The sequence below is a fragment of the Thermomonas sp. genome (genome assembly GCF_025993755.1).
GTDB lineage: Bacteria > Pseudomonadota > Gammaproteobacteria > Xanthomonadales > Xanthomonadaceae > Thermomonas.
Map to the genome: position 1 here is coordinate 1 of NZ_JAMQHN010000150.1, position 18,769 is coordinate 18,769.

At 68.7% G+C, this 18,769-nt stretch carries 20 protein-coding genes and 1 pseudogene; 8 read left to right on the forward strand and 13 right to left on the reverse strand.

Features of this window, described 5'->3' with window-relative positions:
* Positions 1-103: 103 nt before the first annotated feature.
* Positions 104-802 (reverse strand): transposase, encoded by a 699-nt coding sequence (locus Q0X16_RS10880; RefSeq protein WP_297834180.1) that lies wholly within the window; start codon positions 800-802, stop codon positions 104-106.
* Positions 803-1,008: 206 nt separating this feature from the next.
* Between Q0X16_RS10880 and Q0X16_RS10885 the strand changes: the two genes are divergently transcribed.
* Complete coding sequence (locus tag Q0X16_RS10885) at positions 1,009-1,998, forward strand: fumarylacetoacetate hydrolase family protein (RefSeq protein WP_297834183.1); 990 nt, start codon at positions 1,009-1,011, stop codon at positions 1,996-1,998.
* A gap of 85 nt (positions 1,999-2,083) precedes the next feature.
* Positions 2,084-2,740 (forward strand): maleylacetoacetate isomerase, encoded by a 657-nt coding sequence (gene maiA / locus Q0X16_RS10890; RefSeq protein ID WP_297834185.1) that lies wholly within the window; start codon positions 2,084-2,086, stop codon positions 2,738-2,740.
* A gap of 24 nt (positions 2,741-2,764) precedes the next feature.
* Here maiA and Q0X16_RS10895 read toward each other — a convergent pair whose 3' ends face one another.
* Entirely contained in the window at positions 2,765-3,877 is a 1,113-nt protein-coding gene (locus Q0X16_RS10895) for a PilT/PilU family type 4a pilus ATPase (protein ID WP_297834187.1), read from the reverse strand.
* Positions 3,878-3,968: 91 nt separating this feature from the next.
* On the opposite strand from Q0X16_RS10895, the gene Q0X16_RS10900 reads away from it, so the two are divergent.
* Entirely contained in the window at positions 3,969-5,234 is a 1,266-nt protein-coding gene (locus tag Q0X16_RS10900; RefSeq protein ID WP_297834189.1) for an OmpA family protein, read from the forward strand.
* A 420-nt stretch (positions 5,235-5,654) separates the two neighbouring features.
* A complete protein-coding gene (locus Q0X16_RS10905; protein ID WP_297834192.1) occupies positions 5,655-5,870 on the forward strand; it encodes a YdcH family protein in 216 nt (71 codons plus the stop codon).
* Positions 5,871-5,999: 129 nt separating this feature from the next.
* On the opposite strand, the gene glyS is transcribed toward Q0X16_RS10905, so the two are convergent.
* Both glyS and glyQ read right to left on the reverse strand, forming a co-directional pair.
* Entirely contained in the window at positions 6,000-8,171 is a 2,172-nt protein-coding gene (glyS, locus tag Q0X16_RS10910) for a glycine--tRNA ligase subunit beta (protein ID WP_297834195.1), read from the reverse strand.
* Between the two features lie 111 nt (positions 8,172-8,282).
* Positions 8,283-9,191 carry a glycine--tRNA ligase subunit alpha gene (gene glyQ / locus Q0X16_RS10915; RefSeq protein WP_297834197.1) on the reverse strand — a complete coding sequence of 303 codons (909 nt, stop codon included), beginning with the start codon at positions 9,189-9,191 and terminating at the stop codon, positions 8,283-8,285.
* A gap of 106 nt (positions 9,192-9,297) precedes the next feature.
* Here glyQ and Q0X16_RS10920 point away from each other — a divergent pair, with 106 nt between their 5' ends.
* Both Q0X16_RS10920 and Q0X16_RS10925 read left to right on the forward strand, forming a co-directional pair.
* On the forward strand, positions 9,298-10,008 hold the full coding sequence (locus Q0X16_RS10920; protein WP_297834199.1) for a glutamine amidotransferase: 711 nt from the start codon (positions 9,298-9,300) through the stop codon (positions 10,006-10,008).
* Between the two features lie 42 nt (positions 10,009-10,050).
* Positions 10,051-10,977: a DUF2189 domain-containing protein gene (locus tag Q0X16_RS10925; protein WP_297834202.1), complete on the forward strand. Its 927-nt coding sequence runs from the start codon at positions 10,051-10,053 to the stop codon at positions 10,975-10,977.
* A gap of 18 nt (positions 10,978-10,995) precedes the next feature.
* Here Q0X16_RS10925 and Q0X16_RS10930 read toward each other — a convergent pair whose 3' ends face one another.
* The 5 genes and pseudogenes from Q0X16_RS10930 to Q0X16_RS10950 form a co-directional block, all read right to left on the reverse strand.
* A complete protein-coding gene (locus tag Q0X16_RS10930; protein ID WP_297834205.1) occupies positions 10,996-11,700 on the reverse strand; it encodes an RDD family protein in 705 nt (234 codons plus the stop codon).
* Complete coding sequence (tatC, locus tag Q0X16_RS10935; protein WP_297834208.1) at positions 11,687-12,436, reverse strand: twin-arginine translocase subunit TatC; 750 nt, start codon at positions 12,434-12,436, stop codon at positions 11,687-11,689. The genes Q0X16_RS10930 and tatC overlap by 14 nt, the downstream gene beginning before the upstream one ends.
* A complete protein-coding gene (gene tatB / locus Q0X16_RS10940) occupies positions 12,429-12,776 on the reverse strand; it encodes a Sec-independent protein translocase protein TatB (RefSeq protein WP_297834210.1) in 348 nt (115 codons plus the stop codon). Before tatB ends, tatC begins: the two co-directional genes overlap by 8 nt.
* 24 nt (positions 12,777-12,800) lie before the next feature.
* Complete coding sequence (locus Q0X16_RS10945; protein WP_297834212.1) at positions 12,801-13,028, reverse strand: Sec-independent protein translocase subunit TatA; 228 nt, start codon at positions 13,026-13,028, stop codon at positions 12,801-12,803.
* A gap of 240 nt (positions 13,029-13,268) precedes the next feature.
* Positions 13,269-13,958: pseudogene (locus Q0X16_RS10950) on the reverse strand (lipid-binding SYLF domain-containing protein); the annotation flags it as partial.
* A gap of 160 nt (positions 13,959-14,118) precedes the next feature.
* Between Q0X16_RS10950 and hemH the strand changes: the two are divergent.
* Both hemH and Q0X16_RS10960 read left to right on the forward strand, forming a co-directional pair.
* Positions 14,119-15,087, forward strand: coding sequence for a ferrochelatase (gene hemH / locus Q0X16_RS10955; RefSeq protein ID WP_297834214.1), 969 nt, complete (start codon positions 14,119-14,121; stop codon positions 15,085-15,087).
* Positions 15,087-15,941 (forward strand): alpha/beta hydrolase, encoded by an 855-nt coding sequence (locus tag Q0X16_RS10960; RefSeq protein WP_297834217.1) that lies wholly within the window; start codon positions 15,087-15,089, stop codon positions 15,939-15,941. Before hemH ends, Q0X16_RS10960 begins: the two co-directional genes overlap by 1 nt.
* A 25-nt stretch (positions 15,942-15,966) precedes the next feature.
* On the opposite strand, the gene Q0X16_RS10965 is transcribed toward Q0X16_RS10960, so the two are convergent.
* The 4 genes from Q0X16_RS10965 to Q0X16_RS10980 all read right to left on the reverse strand — a co-directional run bounded on the left by Q0X16_RS10965 (position 15,967) and on the right by Q0X16_RS10980 (position 18,681).
* Positions 15,967-16,482 carry a hypothetical protein gene (locus Q0X16_RS10965; RefSeq protein WP_297834219.1) on the reverse strand — a complete coding sequence of 172 codons (516 nt, stop codon included), beginning with the start codon at positions 16,480-16,482 and terminating at the stop codon, positions 15,967-15,969.
* 51 nt (positions 16,483-16,533) lie between these two features.
* Positions 16,534-17,322, reverse strand: a complete 789-nt coding sequence (locus Q0X16_RS10970) for a SprT family zinc-dependent metalloprotease (protein ID WP_297834228.1) — start codon at positions 17,320-17,322, stop codon at positions 16,534-16,536.
* Between the two features lie 11 nt (positions 17,323-17,333).
* Positions 17,334-17,705 (reverse strand): hypothetical protein, encoded by a 372-nt coding sequence (locus Q0X16_RS10975; RefSeq protein ID WP_297834222.1) that lies wholly within the window; start codon positions 17,703-17,705, stop codon positions 17,334-17,336.
* Between the two features lie 70 nt (positions 17,706-17,775).
* Complete coding sequence (locus Q0X16_RS10980; RefSeq protein ID WP_297834225.1) at positions 17,776-18,681, reverse strand: recombination-associated protein RdgC; 906 nt, start codon at positions 18,679-18,681, stop codon at positions 17,776-17,778.
* Between the last annotated feature and the right edge of the window lie 88 nt (positions 18,682-18,769).

Sequence of the window (18,769 nt, forward strand, 5' to 3'; positions counted from 1 at the left end):
CAGTGCCATCGTCGTCTCCTGGTGCGTGGCGCACGCTCGTTGTGTAGGAACCACGAACGTACCGCCATCGCCAGGAGGCGGCGACATGAGTTTTCAGGTTCACTTATCGGGCTGGGGGTAATCGGACTGGCCGATGGGCGGGCCTGATATCCGCGAAACGTTTGGTCTTGGCTTCGACCATTGCGCGAAAATCGTTCCGGCCCCAGGCGCGTTGCTGCTGCAGGTATGTGCGGATCGCCGTGAGTTCATCTTCGGAGATGGCGTCGTTCAACAGCTGTAGGTAAGCTCGGGCTCGTTCGCGAATGTCGCTGCCTAGCGCCAACAGCGAAGAGTGCGGGGAGAGCAACGGTTCGTCACGCAGGCCGCAGAGTGCGGCGCAACTAGACCAGCGATAGTCGGCGGGATCATCGGTCATCCGGGCGCGTACCGGATTCAGGTCGATGTAGCGCGTGCAGCGGAGGACGTAGCCTTCGCCATCGACAAGGCAAGCCTTGTAGCGGCCTTCCCAGAGGGTGCCGCTGCGCCCATGCCGGGCATTGAAGTAGCCGACAAAGCGACGTCCAAGCATCTGCATCAGCCTGCCGATGGCGCCTCGTTCTGGCGGACTCAACAGCAAATGCACGTGGTTATCCATCAATACGTAAGCATGCAGGTGGCACTGTGTGTCAACCAATACGTCCCGCAGCAGCGAGAGGTAATGAAGACGGTCCTGGTCGTCAAGAAAACACGGCAATCGATTGTTGCCGCGCTGCACAACGTGCTGCGGGATATCCGGAAGGTCAATTCGCGGGAGTCTGGCCATGGGGCCATTGCAGCGGCGTTCGGCATGAAACGGGATCAGCCACGCCTCATTGTTGGCGTCAGGCTTTTGCCTGCGGACGGCTCAGAAGTGAACCTGACCCCGATACACCCGCGCGGCCGCGTTTCTCGGCGACGACTGAGCGCCCGGCCACGGCGGCGGCACCCCGATACAATGTCCGGCTGAATCAAGACGCGAGGGTGGCGGCAATGAAACTGGGATCCCTGAAGCAGGGTGGGCGCGACGGCAGTCTGATCGTGGTGTCCCGCGACCTGAAAACCGCGGTGCGTGCCGAGGCCATCGCGCCGACCCTGCAACGTGCGTTGGAAGACTGGGATGCCGCCGCGCCACGGCTGAACGCGCTGTACGAAGACCTGTGCGCGGGCCGCGCCGCCGGCGCGTTCGCGCTCGATATGCACCTGCTGGCCGCGCCGCTGCCGCGCGCCTACGAATTCGTCGACGGCAGCGCCTACCTGCCGCACGTCGAGCGGGTGCGGCGTGCCCGTGGCGCCAGCGTGCCGGAAAGCTTCTACGTCGATCCGCTGATGTACCAGGCGGTCAGCGCCGGTTTCCTTGGCCCGCGCGATCCGGTCAAGGTGGTCAGCGCGGATTACGGCATCGATCTGGAAGCCGAGGTGGTGGTCATCACCGACGACGTGCCGATGGCGGTGACGCCGGAGCAGGCCGCCGGACACATCCAGCTGATCGGCCTGGTCAACGACGTGTCGCTGCGCAATCTGATCCCGCCGGAACTGGCCAAGGGCTTCGGCTTCCTTCAGTCCAAGCCGCGCAGCGCGCTCAGTCCGGTGTTCGTCACTCCGGACGAGCTGGGCGAGGCCTGGCGCGACAACAAGGTGCACCTGCCGATGCGCACCTGGGTCAACGGCCACTGGTTCGGCGCGCCGGAAGCCGGCCTGGACATGCAGTTCGATTTCGCCCAGCTCATCGCGCACGCGGCCAGGACCCGGCCGCTGTCGGCCGGCACCCTGGTCGGCTCGGGCACCGTCGCCAACGAGGACACGTCGCTGGGCGCGTCCTGCTTTGCCGAGCAGCGCACGGTCGAAACCCTGCGTGACGGCAAGCCGAGCACGCCGTTCCTGGCGTTCGGCGACCGCATCCGCATCGAGATGCTGGACGCCGAAGGCCGCAGCGTGTTCGGGGCCATCGAGCAGGCGATCGAACAGCAGCCGCGGCCCTGACCCGGCCTCCCGGCGGTCGAACTGGCCGGATGAACGGCAGCTGCCGGCCGCCGTGATCGGCTAGGGTGACGGCATGGGTGGGACAATGGGCGAAACACTGCGGCTGTACTCCTACTGGCGCTCGAGCGCCGCGTATCGCGTGCGCATCGGGCTGAACCTCAAGCGGCTCGATCACGAGATCGTCCCGGTGCACCTGGTGCGCGACGGCGGCCAGCAGCACACGCCGGAGTACCGTGCGATCAACCCGCAGGAACTGGTGCCCACCCTGATGCACGGCCAGCGCCGGCTCACCCAGTCGCTGTCGATCCTCGAATACCTGGACGAGGTCTGGCCGGACCGTCCGCTGCTGCCGGCGACCGCGCGCGAACGCCAGCGCGCCCGTGCTTTGGCGCTTCTGGTCGCCTGCGACATCCACCCGCTCAACAACCTGCGCGTGCTGCAGTATTTCGACCGCGAATGGCACGTGCCGCAGCCCGAGCGCGACGGCTGGGTCAGGCACTGGATCGAGTCCGGTTTCAAGGTGGCCGAACTGCAGCTGGCCGATCACCCTTCGACCGGCACCTACTGCGACGGCGACGCGCCGGGATTTTCCGACTGCTGCCTGATTCCGCAGATCTACAACGCCCGCCGCCATGGCGTGGACATGGCGGCGTACCCGACCCTGTGCCGGATCGAGGCCGAATGTCTGGCCCTGCCGGAATTCGACGCGGCGCGCCCGGAGAACCAGCCGGACGCGCAATGACGCGGGATCGGTTGCCGCCGCAGGTCAGGCGCTGGCGGCGTTGAACACGTCAGCGTAGGGGTCGTGCTCGCCGGTGGCGCCTTCCGACAGCCGGAACTTGAGCGCCAGGCCGTCGCGCGAGTCGGCCGCCTTGAGCGCCTCCTCCATCTCGATCCGGCCTTCCTTGTAGAGCCGGAACAGGCACTGGTCGAAGCTGTGCATGCCGTCCTGCAGCGATTCCTCCATCGCCTGCTTGATCTTGTGCACCTCGCCGCGCCGCATCAGGTCGCGGATCAGCGGCGTGTTGATCAGCACCTCGGTCGCCGGCAGGCGGCGGCCGTCGACGCCGATCACCAGGCGCTGGCTGATCACCGCCTTGAGGTTCAGCGCGAGGTTCATCAGCACGTTCTTGTGCGCACCCTCGGGGAAGAAGTTGAGGATGCGCTCAATGGTCTGGTCGGCGTTGTTGGAGTGCAGGGTCGCCAGACAGATGTGGCCGGTTTCGGCGAAGGCGATCGCCGCTTCCATGGTCTGCTCGTCGCGGATTTCGCCGATCAGGATGACGTCGGGCGCCTCGCGCATCGCGTTCTTCAGCGCGGCGTGGAAGCTGTGGGTATCGAGCCCGACCTCGCGCTGGTTGACCACCGACTTCTTGTGCCGGTGCAGGTATTCGATCGGGTCCTCGATGGTGAGGATGTGGCCGGTGGTGCTGGTGTTGCGGTGGTCGATCATCGACGCCAGCGTGGTCGACTTGCCCGAGCCGGTGGAGCCGACGATCAGCACCAGCCCGCGCGGCGCCATGATGATGTCCTTGAGCACCGTCGGCAGCTGCAGGTCCTCGATACTGGGGATGTCGCTGCGGATCGTTCGGATGACCAGCCCGACTTCCCCGCGCTGCAGGAACACGTTGACGCGGAAGCGCCCGCAGCCGGGCACCGAGATCGCCATGTTCAGCTCTTTTTCGCGCTCGAATTCCTCGATCTGCGCCCGATCCATCATCGCGTAGGCGATCGCCTTGCACTCGCCCGGGCTGAGCGGTGACTGGGTCATCGGCACCAGTTCGCCCTCGAACTTGATGTTCACCGGCGAGCCCGTGGACAGGAACATGTCCGAGGCGTTCTTTTCCATCATCGTCTTGAAAAACGGGCCGATATCCATTGCGCTCTCCACTCTGGCCTTGCGGCGCGCCGTTGCATCGTCGCCGCCAGCTTCCCACAATGGCCGCAGACCTCAACCGCCGCAGCCTCCCATGCATCCAAGCTTCGCACAATTCCGCCATGCCCTGCACGCCTTGCTGGCGGGCGGGATGCTGATCCTGGCCGGCTGCGCCACCCTGCCGCCTCCCACGGCCGAGCTGGATGCGGCCCGGCAGGCGGTGGCCGGCGCCGAGGCGGCTGACGCCGAGCAGTACGCGGCGCAGGAACTGGACGCGGCGCGCCGCGAGCTGCAGGCCGCGCAGAGCGCGATGGAGCGCAGGCGCGATGCCGATGCGCGCGCGCTGGCGCTGTCGGCGGCGGCCGATGGCGATCTTGCGCGGGTGCGCAGCCGCACCCAGACCACGCGCTCGGCATTGATCCAGCTGCGGGCCGACGTCGACGGCCTGCGTGCGCAGCTGCAGATGGAACGCGCCGCCGGAACGGCCACGATCCCGCTGGATACGCCGGCGCCGGCCGGAACCCCCGCGCAGCGCCTGCAGGCATTGGACGCCGATCCGGTGCTGGGCAGCTTGGCCCAGTTCGAACGGCTGCAGGCGCGCCAGGCCATCGCCGCCCAGGCGGCCGCCGGGCGTAGCGCACAGCAGGCCGCCGCCGCGCTGGCGCAGCGACGGATCGAGGTGGCCGAGCAGGCGGCCCGGGTCGAGGCGGCACGCCGCGAAGTCGACCGTCTGGAGCGCGAGCGCAGCGACCTGCGGGTGGAAGCCAGTCGTCGCGATGCCGAGCGCGCCCGCGCCGAGGCCGACCGCCTGCGGCTGCAGGCCCAGCTGCAGGCCGAGGAAGCGCAGCGCCAGCAGGCGCGCACCGAGCAGGCCGAAGCGGCGCTGGACGGCGCGGTGGCGGTCCAGCAGGGCAAGGCCGAGGCGGCCCGCGCCCGCGAAGCCGCGCTGGCGCGCAAGGAGGCCGAGCTGACCGCCGGCGCCGCGTTGCCGCCCTCCCGCCGCGATGCGCGCGGCGACATCTTCACGCTGGCCGGCAGCGCCTTCGCCAGCGGGCAGGCGGAGCTGACGCCGGAGGCCGGCGCCAGCATCCGCGCGCTCGGCATCTACCTTGCCGCGATTCCCGGTGGGGCAATCCAGGTGGTCGGCCATACCGACAGTCAGGGCGCAGCCGCGGCCAATCAGACGCTGTCCGACCGCCGCGCCCAGCAGGTGCGGGCGACCCTGGTCGCGGCCGGCGTGGCGCGCACCCGGGTCAGCGCCAGTGGTGCGGGAGCGACCCAGCCTGTGGCCGACAACGGCAGCGCGGCGGGGCGGGCAAAGAACCGCCGCGTCGAAATCATTGTTTCTACAAACAATTGATTTTCAACATATTTTACTGGAAAGCGCGGCCGTTTCCACGACGTTCAGCCCGGGGGCTTGCAGGCGGCGACGGGTCGGCGTAGGGTCGAATGCCCAGATGGTTCGATTCCACGAACAGCCGTCTGGCCGGAGCCCGGCCGATGCATGACCCGTTCGACAACCCGGAGATCGCCAACGCACCGCACGGGTGCGGCGGAGACCGGGTGGTGGATGCCGGCCCCGTGGTTCGCGAAATCCAGAGCGCCCCGCCCGATCCGATGGCGGGGCGTTTTCATATCCGCGTCCGGCACGCTGCCGGGCAAGTCCTTCGCGGTTCGGCCCGGCCCGAACCGCATGGCATGGCGGCAGCCCGCGCTGCCGCTCCCGCAATGCGCCTACCCGTCCGGGACGGGCGCCGTTTCACCGCAACAGGAGGTCTTCATGTTTGAAGGACAACCGCAGGAACAGATCGAAGCACTGATGAACGCCAACGCCGAGTTCCGCAAGATGTACTACCACCATCGTGATCTCGACCAGCAGGTCAACGATGCGGAGCGCGGCGTACTGCCGATCGACGACGTCCGGCTCGGCCAGATGAAGCGCGAGAAGCTGGCGCTCAAGCAGCGTCTGCTGGAGATGTACGACCGCAGCAATTAGCCGCGCAGGAGCGGCCGCGGCCTGCGCGCAGCGGGAAGTCGTGGCAGGCGACCAGCCGCCTGCCCCCCGGCTGCGCGTCCACGCGCGCCGCGCGCCTGCGCCCTGGATGAGGTTCGTGCGCGCCCGTCGCTACGCCGACAGGTGCTCGATCGCCGCCACGCTGCCCAGCCGGTCGGCCAGCCGCTTGAGCAAGGCCAGCCGGTTGGCGCGCACCGCCGGGTCGTCGGCGTTGACCATCACCGCGTCGAAGAACGCATCCACCTGCGGGCGCAGCCGCGCCAGCTGCGACAGCACGGTGACGTAGTCGCGCTGCGCCAGCGCCGCGTCGGTGGCGGCGCAGGCGGCTTCCACCGCCTCGGCCAGCGCCAGCTCGGCGGGCTCGGACAGCAGCGCCGCATCTTCCATCGCCGGGATGTCGATGTCGGCCTTCTTCAGGATGTTGCCGATGCGTTTGTTGGCGGCCGCCAGCGCGGCGGCATCGGGCAGCTGCGCGAAGGTGCCGATGGCGGCCAGGCGGCGGTCGAAGTCGTACAGCGAGGCCGGCTTCCGTTCGGCGACGGCGTGGAACTGCGAGGCCGGCACGCCGCGGTCGGCGTAGTAGCCGCGCAGGCGGTCGAGGATGAAGTCATAGAGTTCCGTGACTTCATCAGATCTATATCTGAACGAGACGCGTTTGTTCGGAGTCAACTCGACGCCCGCTGCCTTCGCATCGCGTTCGGCTTGCTTGAGCTTTCCATGCGCCGTAAATGCGATGGCTTCATGCGCGGCACTGTAGGCCGTCTCCAAAAACGACCAAAGATCGAGCTCGAAGCCACTTTCGATGATCGTCCGCGCCAGCCCCAGCGCATTGCGGCGCAGCGCGAACGGGTCCTTGTTGCCGGTCGGCTTGAGGCCCGCGGCGAAGCCGCCGGCCAGGGTATCCAGCCGCTCGGCGATCGCCAGCACCTTGCCCAGTTTTGATGCGGCGATGTCGTCGGCGGCGAAGCGCGGGCGATAGCTTTCGTCGATCGCCAGCGCCACGTCGGCCGGCTCGCCGGCGCGCTGCGCGTAGTAGCGTCCGGCGATGCCCTGCAGCTCCGGGAATTCGTTGACCATGCGGCTTTGCAGGTCGTTCTTCGCCAGCCGCGCGGCGCGCTTCGCCTGCGCCGCGTCCGCGCCGACCTGCGCGGCGACGGTTTCCGCCAGCGCCGCCACGCGCGCCACCTTGTCGGCCACGCTGCCCAGCTTGGCCTGATAGGTGACGGTCTTGAGGCCATCGCCCATTGCGGCGAGGCCCTGCTTCAGATCCTCGTCGAAGAAGAACCTGGCGTCGGCAAAACGCGGGCGGATCACCCGCTCGTAGCCCTTGCGGATTTCGGCCGGCTGCTTCGAATCGATGTTGGCGATGCCGATGAAATGCTCGGACAGCTTGCCGTCGGCATCCAGCAGCGGGAAGAACTTCTGGTTCGCCTCCATGGTCTCGATCAGCGCTTCCTGCGGTACGGTCAGGAAGTCGCGTTCGAAGGTGCACAGCACCGCCACCGGCCATTCGTTGAGGCAGTTGACCTGCTGCAGGTTGTCGTCGCTGATGCGGGCGTTGCCGCCGGCCTCGGCGGCGGCACGGATCACCTCGTCGACGACCCGGGTGCGGCGCTCGTCGGGATCCACCAGCACCTTGGCGGCGCGCAGCGCCTCGACGTAATCGCCCGGCTTGCTGATCCAAACCGCGCCTTCGTGCAGGAAGCGATGGCCGCGACTGTTGCGGCCGGCGGTGATGCCCAGCGCCTGCAGCGGCACCACGTCCTTGCCCAGCAGTGCCACCAGCCAGTGCAGCGGGCGCGCGAAGCCGTAGGGGCGGTCGCCCCAGCGCATCGGCTTGGGGATCGGCATGCCATGCAGGGCCTCGTCCAGCACCGCCTGCAGCAGGTCGACGGTGCGCGCGCCGGGCGTGACGGCGCGATGGACGAAACGCTCGCCCTTGGCGTCGGAGGTCTTCTCCAACGCCGTCCAGTCCACGCCGGCCTTGGCGGCGAAGCCCTGCAGCGCGCGGGTCGGATGGCCGTCGGCATCCAGCGCGATGTTCAGGTACGGGCCCAGGACTTCGCTGCGCTGCTCGGGCTGGACTTCGGCCACGCCGGGCAGCAGCACGGCCAGCCGGCGCGGCGAATACAGCGGCTTGGCATCGCCGCGTTCGATGGCGACGCCACGCTTGCCCAGCGCAGCCAGCACGCCATCGAAAAACGCCTGCGCCAGGCCGGGCAGCGCCTTGACCGGCAGTTCTTCGGTGCCCAGTTCGATCAGGAGAGGTTGCATGGTGGTCATGTGGATCGAGCCTTCTGCTTTTCGCTCGTCATTCCCGCGAAGGCGGGAATCCAGCGTTCTGTGCGTTCGTTTGGAAGTCACTGGATCCCCGCCTGCGCGGGGATGACGGCATCAATTCTTCTCGAGTCCCGGAAACCCGAGCTTCTCGCGCTGGGCGAAATAACATTCCGCCACCGCCTGCGCCAGCTTGCGCACGCGCAGGATGTAGCGCTGGCGTTCGGTGACGGAAATCGCGCGGCGGGCGTCGAGCAGGTTGAAAGAGTGCGAGGCCTTGGTGACCTGCTCATACGCCGGCAGCGGCAAACCGGCCTCGACCAGTTTCATCGCCTCGGCTTCGCAGGCGTCGAAGCGATGGAACATTTCCTCGACGTCGGCGTGCTCGAAGTTGTACGCGCTCTGCTCGACCTCGTTCTGGTGATAGACCATGCCGTAGGTGACCGGTTCGCCGTCCGGCCCGTAGGTCCACACCAGGTCGTAGACGTTGTCGCAGTTCTGCAGGTACATGCACAGCCGTTCCAGGCCATAGGTGATCTCGCCCAGCACCGGCCGGCATTCCAGGCCGCCGGCCTGCTGGAAGTAGGTGAACTGGGTCACCTCCATGCCGTTGAGCCACACCTCCCAACCGAGGCCCCAGGCGCCGAGCGTGGGCGATTCCCAGTTGTCCTCGACCAGCCGCAGGTCGTGCACCAGCGGGTCGATGCCCAGCGCCTTGAGCGAATCGAAATACAGCTCGACGATGTTGTCCGGCGACGGCTTCATCACCACCTGGTACTGGTAGTAGCGCTGCAGGCGGTTGGGATTGTCGCCATAGCGGCCATCGGTGGGGCGGCGGCTGGGCTGCACGTAAGCGGCGTTCCACGGCTCCGGCCCGATCGAGCGCAGGAAGGTGGCCGGATGGAAGGTGCCCGCCCCGACTTCCAGATCGAGCGGCTGGATCAGCACGCAACCCTGCTGCGCCCAATACGCGTTGAGGCGGGTGATGAGTTCCTGGAAGGTGATCGAAACGCGGGTGGCGGCCATTTTGCGAAAACCGGAAGGTGACTCGCTAGTATAAATGTGCCGGCACAGACGCCGGCTCCAAGCCGGACTTTCCGCGCCAGAAGACGCCAGGCCCCGAAATACCGCCATGCAGCCCGTCCTCATTTTGTCCACCGGCCACCCGACCGAGGCGATGCGCCGACACGGCAGCTTCGCGCACTGGATCCGCGTGGCCGCCGGACTGGATCGCGACGCGGCCATCGTGATCGACGTCGAGCACGGCGAGCCGCTGCCCGAACGCGCGGGGTTCGCCGGCGCGGTCGTCACCGGCTCGGCGGCGATGGTGACCGAGCGCCTGGACTGGAGCGAGCGCTGCGCCGACTGGCTGCGCGAGGCGGGACAGGCCGGACTGCCGCTGCTGGGCATTTGCTACGGCCACCAGCTGCTCGCCCACGCCTTCGGCGGCGAGGTCGGCTACAACCCGAACGGGCGCGAGATGGGCACGGTCGGGATCGACCTGACCGCCGCCGCCGTGGATGACCCGCTGTTCGCCGGCCTTCCGGCGCGGATGCCGGCGCAGGCGACCCACATGCAAAGCGTGCTGCGGCCGCCACCGGATGCCGTGGTGCTGGCCGGGAACGGTCACGACGCTTGCCACGCCATGCGCTGGGGACGCTCGGCCTGGGGCGTGCAGTTCCACCCCGAGTTCAGCACCGTCCACATGTCCGGCTACATCCACGCCCGTGCCGACGCGCTGGCGAAGGAGGGCCGCGATGCGCGGACGCTGCTGGCGGGCGTGACGGCCGCGCCCGACGCGCGCCGGGTGCTGCGCCGGTTCGTGCGCCACGCGCGGCGTTGACGCCGCTTCCGGTATCCTGTCGCGGTCAGATCGGGGCGTTTCATGGACATTCGCAAATTGCCGGCCCATCAAGGGTTGGCGTGGTTCCGGCTGGCCATCGACCTCGGCTCGAAAAACCCGCGCGCCGTGTTCGGCGCCGCGCTGCTGCTGATCTCGACCCTCTACGCCGCCGTGCTGGTGATGGCGCTGGTGCTCTCGCTGCTGGTTGGCGGCGCGAGCCGGCAGGGCCAGCAGCCCGACATGAAGCTGGTGATGCTGGTGGCGCTGGCGCTGGCCATGCTGATCATTTTCCTAGTGCCGATCCTGCTCGGCGGGCTGATGCACGTGGTGCGCGAAGCCGAGGCCGGCCGTCCGGTGCGCGCGCGCGACATCTACGCGCCGCTGCGCAGCGAGCACGGCCAGAAGCTGGCCTGGCTGGGCGTGGTGCAGGTCCTGCTGGCAATGTTCGGCGGCGCGCTCGCACTCGGGCTTGCCGGCACCGACTACTGGCAGGACTACATGAAGGCGGCCGAAGTGGCGATGCAGGGCGGGACGCCTGTGCTGGGCGAACCGCGCCATCCGGGGCTGCTGTTCGTCGTGCAGATGGCCTTCAACTATTTCAGCTACGCGCTGCTGCTCTATTCCATTCCGCTGATGCTGTTTTCCGACCGCAGCCTGTTGCAGGCGCTGGGCGCGGCCCTGCGCGCGGCAGTGCGCAACGCGACCGCCAACCTGCTGGCCGCGGGCCTGTTCATCGGTGCGCTGCTGGTGGGCGCGCTGGTGGCGGGACTGGTCGCCGGCCTGTTCGGCCTGCTGGGCGGATTGATCCACCCCACGGTGAGCGCCGCGCTGGCCACGCTGGTGATGCTGGGCTTTGCCACCGCCGCGCTGGTGCTGATCGCCGGAGCGGCCTGCTTCGCCTGGCGCGACACCTTCGGCGATCCAGCGGCGGAGCCACCGCCGGTTCCCGTGCACCATATCGAAGCCTGAACGCCCCGACCGATCGGCTCAGGGCGCACCCGGCGCCTGCGACAACAAGGACTGCATCCCGTCGCGCATCGCCACGAGCAGCCAGGCGGTGGCGAGAACGCCAGCGACCAGTTGCAGCAGCAGCCACGCGCGGCCCCAGCGCGGCAGCGCCCGACGCGCCGGTTCGACCAGCACGCGGGTCTGGGTCAGTCGATCATGCAGGGCCAGATGCGGCGCGAGCAGGACCATCGCGTGTCCGAGGTTCAGGGTGAGCCAGGACAACCCGGCGGCGGCGAAGCGCGCCAGCGCCCGCGGCAGGGTCAGGCGATCGCCCTGGGCGTCGCCAACAACCAGCCCGAACACGCGTTTTCCCGGCGTGGCCTGCCCGCGCGAGCATTCGAACGCCAGCGACCAAGGGCAGGCCAGCAGGACGTACAGCAGGGGCGGCGCCAGCAGCACCGTGGTCAGGGCCGAGGACAATTGCGCCACCGCAGCGGTCATGCGCGGATCCGAGAGCAGGCCCAGGGTCATCGCCAGCGGAGTCTGCCCCGAGGCAACGGCGCCCTCGAGCTGCTGCGCCATGCCCGCGCCCACGGCCCGCATCGCGGCTTCAGCCTGCCCGACAGCCGCGCCGAGGATGGGCCAGCCCAGCAGCAGAAGCAACGGCAGCAGGCAGGCTGCATCCAGCGACCAGGCCGCGTAGCGCAGCCAGAAGCCCGCCGGTATGCGCTCAGGGGGCGGCACTGGCCTGTGGCCTCGGAGCGACGAACTTCGCGGCGATGATGCCCGCCTCGTACAGCAGGCACATCGGGATCGCCAGCATCAGCTGGCTGACCACGTCCGGCGGTGTCAGCACGGCGGCGACGATGAAGATCCCGACCACGGCATAACCGCGTCCCTCGCGCAGCTGCGCCGGCGTCACCCAGCCCAGCAGGGCGAGGATGACCAGCGCCACCGGCAGTTCGAACGCCAGCCCGAAGGCAAGGAACAGCACCAGCACGAAGTCGAGATAGGCGCTGATGTCGGTCATCATCGCCACGCCGTCCGGCGTCACCCGGGTCAGGAAACCGAACACCATCGGCAGCACCAGGAAGTAGGCGAACGCGCAGCCGGCGTAGAACAGCAGCAGCGCCGAAGACAGCAGCGGCAGCGCCAGACGCTTCTCGCGCTTGTACAGCCCCGGCGCCACGAACGCCCATGCCTGGTAAAGCAGCCACGGCATCGTCGCCACCAGTGCGACGAAGAACGCCAGCTTCATCGGCGCGAAGAACGGGCTGGCGACCTGGGTGGCGATGATGTGGCTGCCGGCGGGCAGCTTGGCCAGCAGCGGCTTGGCCAGCTGCGCATAGAGCGTGTTGGCGAACGGCAACAGGCACACCAGCACCAGACCGAGTCCGGCGAAGCCGCGCAGCAAGCGCGAGCGCAGCTCCAGCAGGTGGGCGATCAATGGCCGTTCGATGTCGCCTGCTGCGTCAGTCATCACGCCGGGTTTCCGCTGCATCCGCCGGCGGATGCGCCGGCGAAGGGTCGGTGGACGGCTGCACGGGCTCGACGCGCAGGGCGCCCTGGGCGTCGCTGACCGCATCCAGCGTATCGCTGCGCGATTGCTCCAGCGCCGTCCGCGCTTCATCGAGGCTGCGCCGCAGCTCCTCGTTCGCCAGTTCCTGCTCCAGCTCGTTTTTCACCGCATGCCACTGGGCGCGCGCCTTGCGCACCCACAGCCCGGCGAAACGCGCCGCCTTCGGCAGGCGCTCTGGGCCGAGCACGACCAAGGCCACCAGCGCCACCACCAGCATCTCGCCGAAAGAAAAATCGAACATCGGCGATGTCTCCGCCTCGCGGCGTCAGCGTGCGCCGTCGTCGTGACCGCGCGACTCCTGCGGCGGCGCGGGAGCATCGTTCCCGGCGGGCGGTGCGGCTGGCTTGTTGTCCTCGTCGCCGCGCACGCCCTTCTTGAATTCGTTGACCGCCTTGCCGAGATCGCGCGCACCCGAGGTCAGGCGCTTGGTGCCGAACACCAGCAGGACGATCGCCAGCACGATCAACCAATGCCAAATGCTGAAACTGCCCATGGGTGCACCCGTCTGTGTGATGGCGTGATTCTAACCCGTGCGGCAGGACGAAACCGCATTGCCGCGGCATCGCGACAGGAGGGCTTGCCCGTCCGGACGGCGCTGGAAACGCATTTGCGATCTGCCCGTCCGCGAACCTTATGGCTGTGTCAGCGGCGCACTGGTGGCCGGCGCGGCCGATTCCAGAGGGTGCGCCTGGGCCGCGCCCGGGTCGGCCGCCGGCACAGCGCGACGGGCATGGCGGGCGGCGTTGGTCGCTTCCTCCAGCTCGTCGCGGAAGGCCACGATCGGCGCCGAGGCCGGCGTCGGCGTGCGCCCTTCGAACACCATGCGCGGGGTGATTCCGTAGCCATAGGCGCCGCGGTTGGCGCTGTGATCAATCTGCAGGACGGCGCCATCCAGCGCCACACCGGCAAACAGCCCGCGCGCCCGCGACCACGACCAGATCTCGGCCCTGAGCGCGCCATCGGTGGCCGCGGCGGCATTGCGCCCGACCGGACCGGCGGCCACCGCAGCGTCGGCGCCCAGAGTCACCTTGCCGTTGATGATGTTGTCCAACCCGCGCTCGCTGCGGAACACGAGGATCACGTCGGCCGACTGCACGCCGGCCTGGAAACCGACGCTGGCGCCGGTGAGCCGCACGAACACCGGATTCGACCAGGTGCCGTCCGGATTCCTGACCGACATCAGCCCGTGGCCGCGACGTCCGCCGAGCACGAAGCCGGCCTTGATCGTGTCGGGAATGACGACGATCCCGCGCGCCTCGTCGAGCAGGCGATCCGGGATCGAGGAATCCGGGACCGACTGAATCTCGCGCATCACCCGCAGCGCATTGTCGGCGCGATTGTCCTCATGCTCGCCGGCAACGGCGCCGGCGGCCAGCAGCAGCGCGGAAAGGGCAAGAGTCAGACGCAGGGGACGTACGGTCATGGTGATTCTCCGTCGCGGGATCGGGGGATGCGGGCATGGTGACGCCGCGCCCATGAATCCAGCTTAAGGCAACGCGGCCGCCGCGCAAGGGATCGTCCCTTCGGCGCATTTTTCCGGGTGAAGCGGCAGATACGCCTGCCCCGCATGCGATGCTATGGGCATGTCCGCACCCCTCGAAGCTCCACCGGCTCTGATCCTGACCAATCTCGGCACGCCGGAGGCCGCCACGCCCGCGGCGATTTCCGCCTATCTGCGCGAGTTCCTGTCGGATCCGCGGGTGGTCCAGATTCCGCGCTGGCTGTGGCAGCCGCTGCTGCGCTGGATCATCCTGCCGCGCCGCAGCCCGAAGGTGGCGCACAAGTACGCCAGCATCTGGCTGGACGGCGGCTCGCCGCTGGCAGTGCATACGGCGGCGCTGGCGCGGGCGGTACAGGAGCGACTGCCGGATCGGGAAGTGGGCTACGCGATGCGCTATGGCACGCCCTCCCTGGCCCAGACGCTGGCGTCGCTGCGGGAGCGCGGGGTGCGCAAGGTGCGGGTGCTGCCGCTGTACCCGCAGTATTCGACCACGACCACCGCCAGTGTGGCCGACGCGATCGCGGCACACGGCGCCGGAATGCGGGTGGAAATGCTGCACGACTACCATGCCGATCCGGACTGGGCGGCCGCCATCGCCTCTTCGATCCGCTGCTTCCACGCCGAGCACGGTCGTGGTCAGCGCCTGCTGCTTTCCTTCCACGGCATTCCGGAGCGGCTCGTGCGTGCGGGGGATCCCTACGCGGACCAGTGCGAAACCAGCGCGCGGGCGATCGCACACGCGCTGGGAGTCGAACGCGAAGCGCTGACGCTGACCTTCCAGTCGCGCTTCGGACCGGAGCGCTGGCTGCAGCCCTACACCCTGCAAACCTTGCAGGCGCTGGCGCGCGAGGGCGTGCATACCGTGGACGTGGTTTGCCCGGGATTCGCCGCCGACTGTCTGGAAACGCTGGAGGAAATCGCGCTGCAGAACGCCGAAGCCTTCCGCGAGGCCGGCGGCGAGACGATCCGCTATATCCGCTGCCTGAACGGCTCGCCGGCCCACGCCGACGTCCTGGCGAAGCTGGCGGGCAGCGATGCGGGATGGGCCTGATGCGCGAATTTTCACTGCCCACGCCGCTGGGAGAACTGGCCGCCTTGCGCAACGACGGGCGCGGACCGCGCGTGCTGGCGCTACACGGCTGGCTGGACAACGCCGCCAGCTTCCTGCCGCTGGCGCCGTATCTGGATGGCGTCGAACTGGTCGCGATCGACCTGCCCGGCCACGGCCGCAGCGCGCACCTGGGCGTCGGCGGCGATTATTCCTTCGCCGGCAGCATCGCCAGCGTGCTAGACGCGGCCGACGCGCTGGGTTGGGATCGCTTTCGCCTGCTCGGGCATTCGATGGGCGGCGCGATCGCCAGCATGGTCGCCTGCGCCTGTCCGGACCGGATCGAGAAGCTGGCGACGGTCGAGGCACTGGGCGTGCTGACCGAGGCGCCGGAGCGCACCGGCGCCCGACTGCGCCAGGCGGTGGCGGCGCAGCGTGCACTCAAGGACAAGCGCTTGCGGGTATTTCCGGACATCGACAGCGCCGTGCAGGCGCGCTTTTCCGCATCCCGCGCCCCCGGCGCCGGACTCGAACCGGAGTTGCTGCGGCTGCTGGTCGAGCGCGGCGTGCGGATCGTGGACGGCGGGTTCGTCTGGAGCAGCGATCCGCGCCTGACCCTGCCGAACCTGGTGCGGATGACCGAGGCCCAGGTCGAGAACCTGCTTGCCGGCATCGAATGCCCCACGCTGGCGCTGTTTGCCGATCCGCCGCAACCCTACCTGCCGGACGCGGAGCGGCGGCGCCGGGTGGCGGCGCTGCCCGACGGCCGGATGGTGGTGCTGCAGGGCGGACACCACCTGCACATGCAGCAGCCGCGGCAGGTGGCGGCGGCGATCGCCGAATTCCTGCGCGCCTGATCGCCGACGTGCAAGCCCGGATGGGCTATTGCTCGCTGGTGGTCGAGGCGTTGACGTTCAGATCGGTGCTGCCGTTCTCGTTCTTCGCGATGTAATACACCACGTGCGTGTTGCCCTTGCTGAAACCGAGGGTGCCGCCGTCTCCGGTTTGCGCCGACAGCTCGCGCGTCCAGCCGTTGCGCTCCATCCCGCCCGACAGGCTGTTGAACAGAGATCCCATCGCTTCCTGCGTGGTCATCGACAGGACCTGCGCCCCGCCAAGCTCCATCACGCTGGACAGCTTGTACTGGGCGGGCAGCTGGATGTCCTTCGGGAAGCTGGCCGGCAGCGTGAGGTTGCCGCCGTCATCGGCAGAGGCGATCCGCGCCTCGCCTTCGTTGGTTCGCACCGTGACGGTGTTGCTGTCGCGATCGACCTTGACTCCGGTGGCGCGCTCCAGCGCCGCATCGACGGCGGCGTCGCGGGCCTTCTTGCAGGCGGGCAAGGTCAGCACCAGCGCGGACAGGGCCAGGGCCAGCGCGCTGCGGGTCGAAATGTTCATCGGAAGGCCTCGACTTGGAACGATACCCTCAGGCAAACGCGAACGGTCCGTTCAACCGGCCAGCAGCGCGCGCAAACGGGCCTTCATCGCGCGTCCCTCGCGGCGCAGGTAATCGCGCTCGTCGCGCCAGTCCGGGAACCTCGCTTCGACTTCGCGCCAGAACCGTGGCGAATGGTTGGCCTGCAGCAAGTGGCACAGCTCGTGCACCAGGACGTATTCGAACGCCGAAGGGCGCGCAAGCAGCAGGGCCAGATCCAGCGACAGGCTGGCATCGGGAGCCAGCGAGCCCCACTGTCCGGTGGTGCGCTTGAACAGGAAGCGGCGCGGCGCCCGCGGCAGGCCCGGGAGATGGCGCGGCAGCCGGCGCCCGAGTTCGGCGCGCCCACGCGCTTCGTAGAAATCGCGCAGCGCTCGCTGCACGGCCGCCTGGCCCGCGCTGGCGGGCACCTGGAAGTCCAGCCGCCCCTGGGCATCGAAGTCGAGCCTCGTCGCGCGTGCGCGCCGCCATGTCAGGGGCATCTCCTCGCCAAGCAGCGGCAGCGTCGCCGTCTGCCCGACGATCAAACCCCGTGCGGCATGCGCGGCCTGCAGATCGAGTTGCCTGCGCAGCCAGTCGCCGTGTTCGTGCAGGAAGCGATCCGCCGCGGCGAGGCTTGCGCGCGGCGGCAGGGTCAGCCGCACGCCACGCTCATCGACGCTGAGCTTGATCCGCCGCGCGCGCGGATCGCGCACGCGCAGGAGAGGGATCCGCCCCCCGTCCGCGAGCGCCACATCGACCCATTCGCGCCGGAGGGCGGCAGCGCGGGGGACGGCTTGCGGCCGACGCAGCAGGCGCCGCAAGGACAGCACGCTTACCTGGAACGGCAGCCGCCGGTGGCGATGCGTTCACGGTCGCCGTCGTCATAGAGGACATCGATCATCGTGCGGTTCCTGCTGACCCCGGTGATCTTGCCCTGATACCACATATTGCCTCCCTGCCACCGGCATTCCACGCGCGAACCGATCGCCCAGTCATACGGCTTGACCAGTTTCGCAGGCAGGGTTTCACGGGTTCCGTCGTCGTAGGCGATGGTGATCTGGTCGCCGTTCCGAGCCTGCACCACGCCCGGGAACCAGAACGTTCCGCTTTTCCACCTTGCAAGTACCCAATCGCCCTGCGATTGCGCCATCACGCTGGCGCAGGACAGCACGCCAAGCGCCACCACCAGCAGCTTCTTGCTCATGTCGTTCTCCGGGTGCAGTTGAGGGTCCAGCCGCGCCAGTCTACCTCCCGGGCGGTCCACAATGGGGCGCTCAGGGGTCGGCCCGGCTGAGCTTGAACGCCGCTTCCAGCACGCCGAACAGGCGTTTGAATTCACCGGCCATCAGCGCGAAGCGGGTCTCCAGCTCGGCGGCGATATCGTCGCTGTCGCTGGCCTCCAGCTGGTCCACCGCGCCGTCGAGCAGCTTGAACTTGCGCACGACGAGATCTTCGCCGAGCACGAAGCTGACGTGGTCGTCCAGCGTCAGCGCCAGCCGGGTGGCCTGCTTGCCGGCTTCCAGATGCTTGGCGATTTCCTCGCCCGACAGCTCCATGCGCTGGATCTTGACCACCGCGCCGCTGTCGGTCGGATCGCGCAGCTCGCACTCGTCGCCCAGCGCCAGCCCGTCCGGCAGCGGGTCGCCGGCGATCCAGCCGGTGAGGATGGCGCGCGGCACGACTTCGGCGTTCAGCGGCAGCGCCGGGAAGCTGCCCAGCGCGCGGCGAACCTCCGACACCACGGCTTCGGCGGTCTTGCGCGAGGACGTGTCCACCGCGATGACGCCGAGCGTTTCGTCGATCAGCGCATCGGTGCGCACCGGGCGCACGAAGGCGCGCGGCAGCAGCTCGCTGACCAACTCGTCCTTGATCCGCTTGCGGGTGCGCCCGCCGGGCTTGCGCCCTTCCTTTTCCTCGATCGCGGCGAGCTTCTTCTGCAGCAGGTCGTTGACCACGGCGCCGGGCAGGAGCTTGTCCTCGCCGCCCACGGTCAACCACAGCGCGCCGTCACCGCGGTGGGTGAAGGCGTCGCCATGCTGGCCGAACGGCGACATGAAGCCGCGACTGGACAGCTCCAGCGCGCCGCAGGGCTTGAGCGCGCAGGCGGCCAGCTGCGTTTCGAGGTCGGACAGATCGAGCGTGATCGGGAAGCGGAACAGGGTCAGGTTGCGAAAGAACATTCGAGATTCCGTTGGAGTAAGAAGGCGGTGCGGTGGCCCGGGGCTTGCCGCGACCATCGGCGACAGGGATGTCGCCGATGAGCCTCCA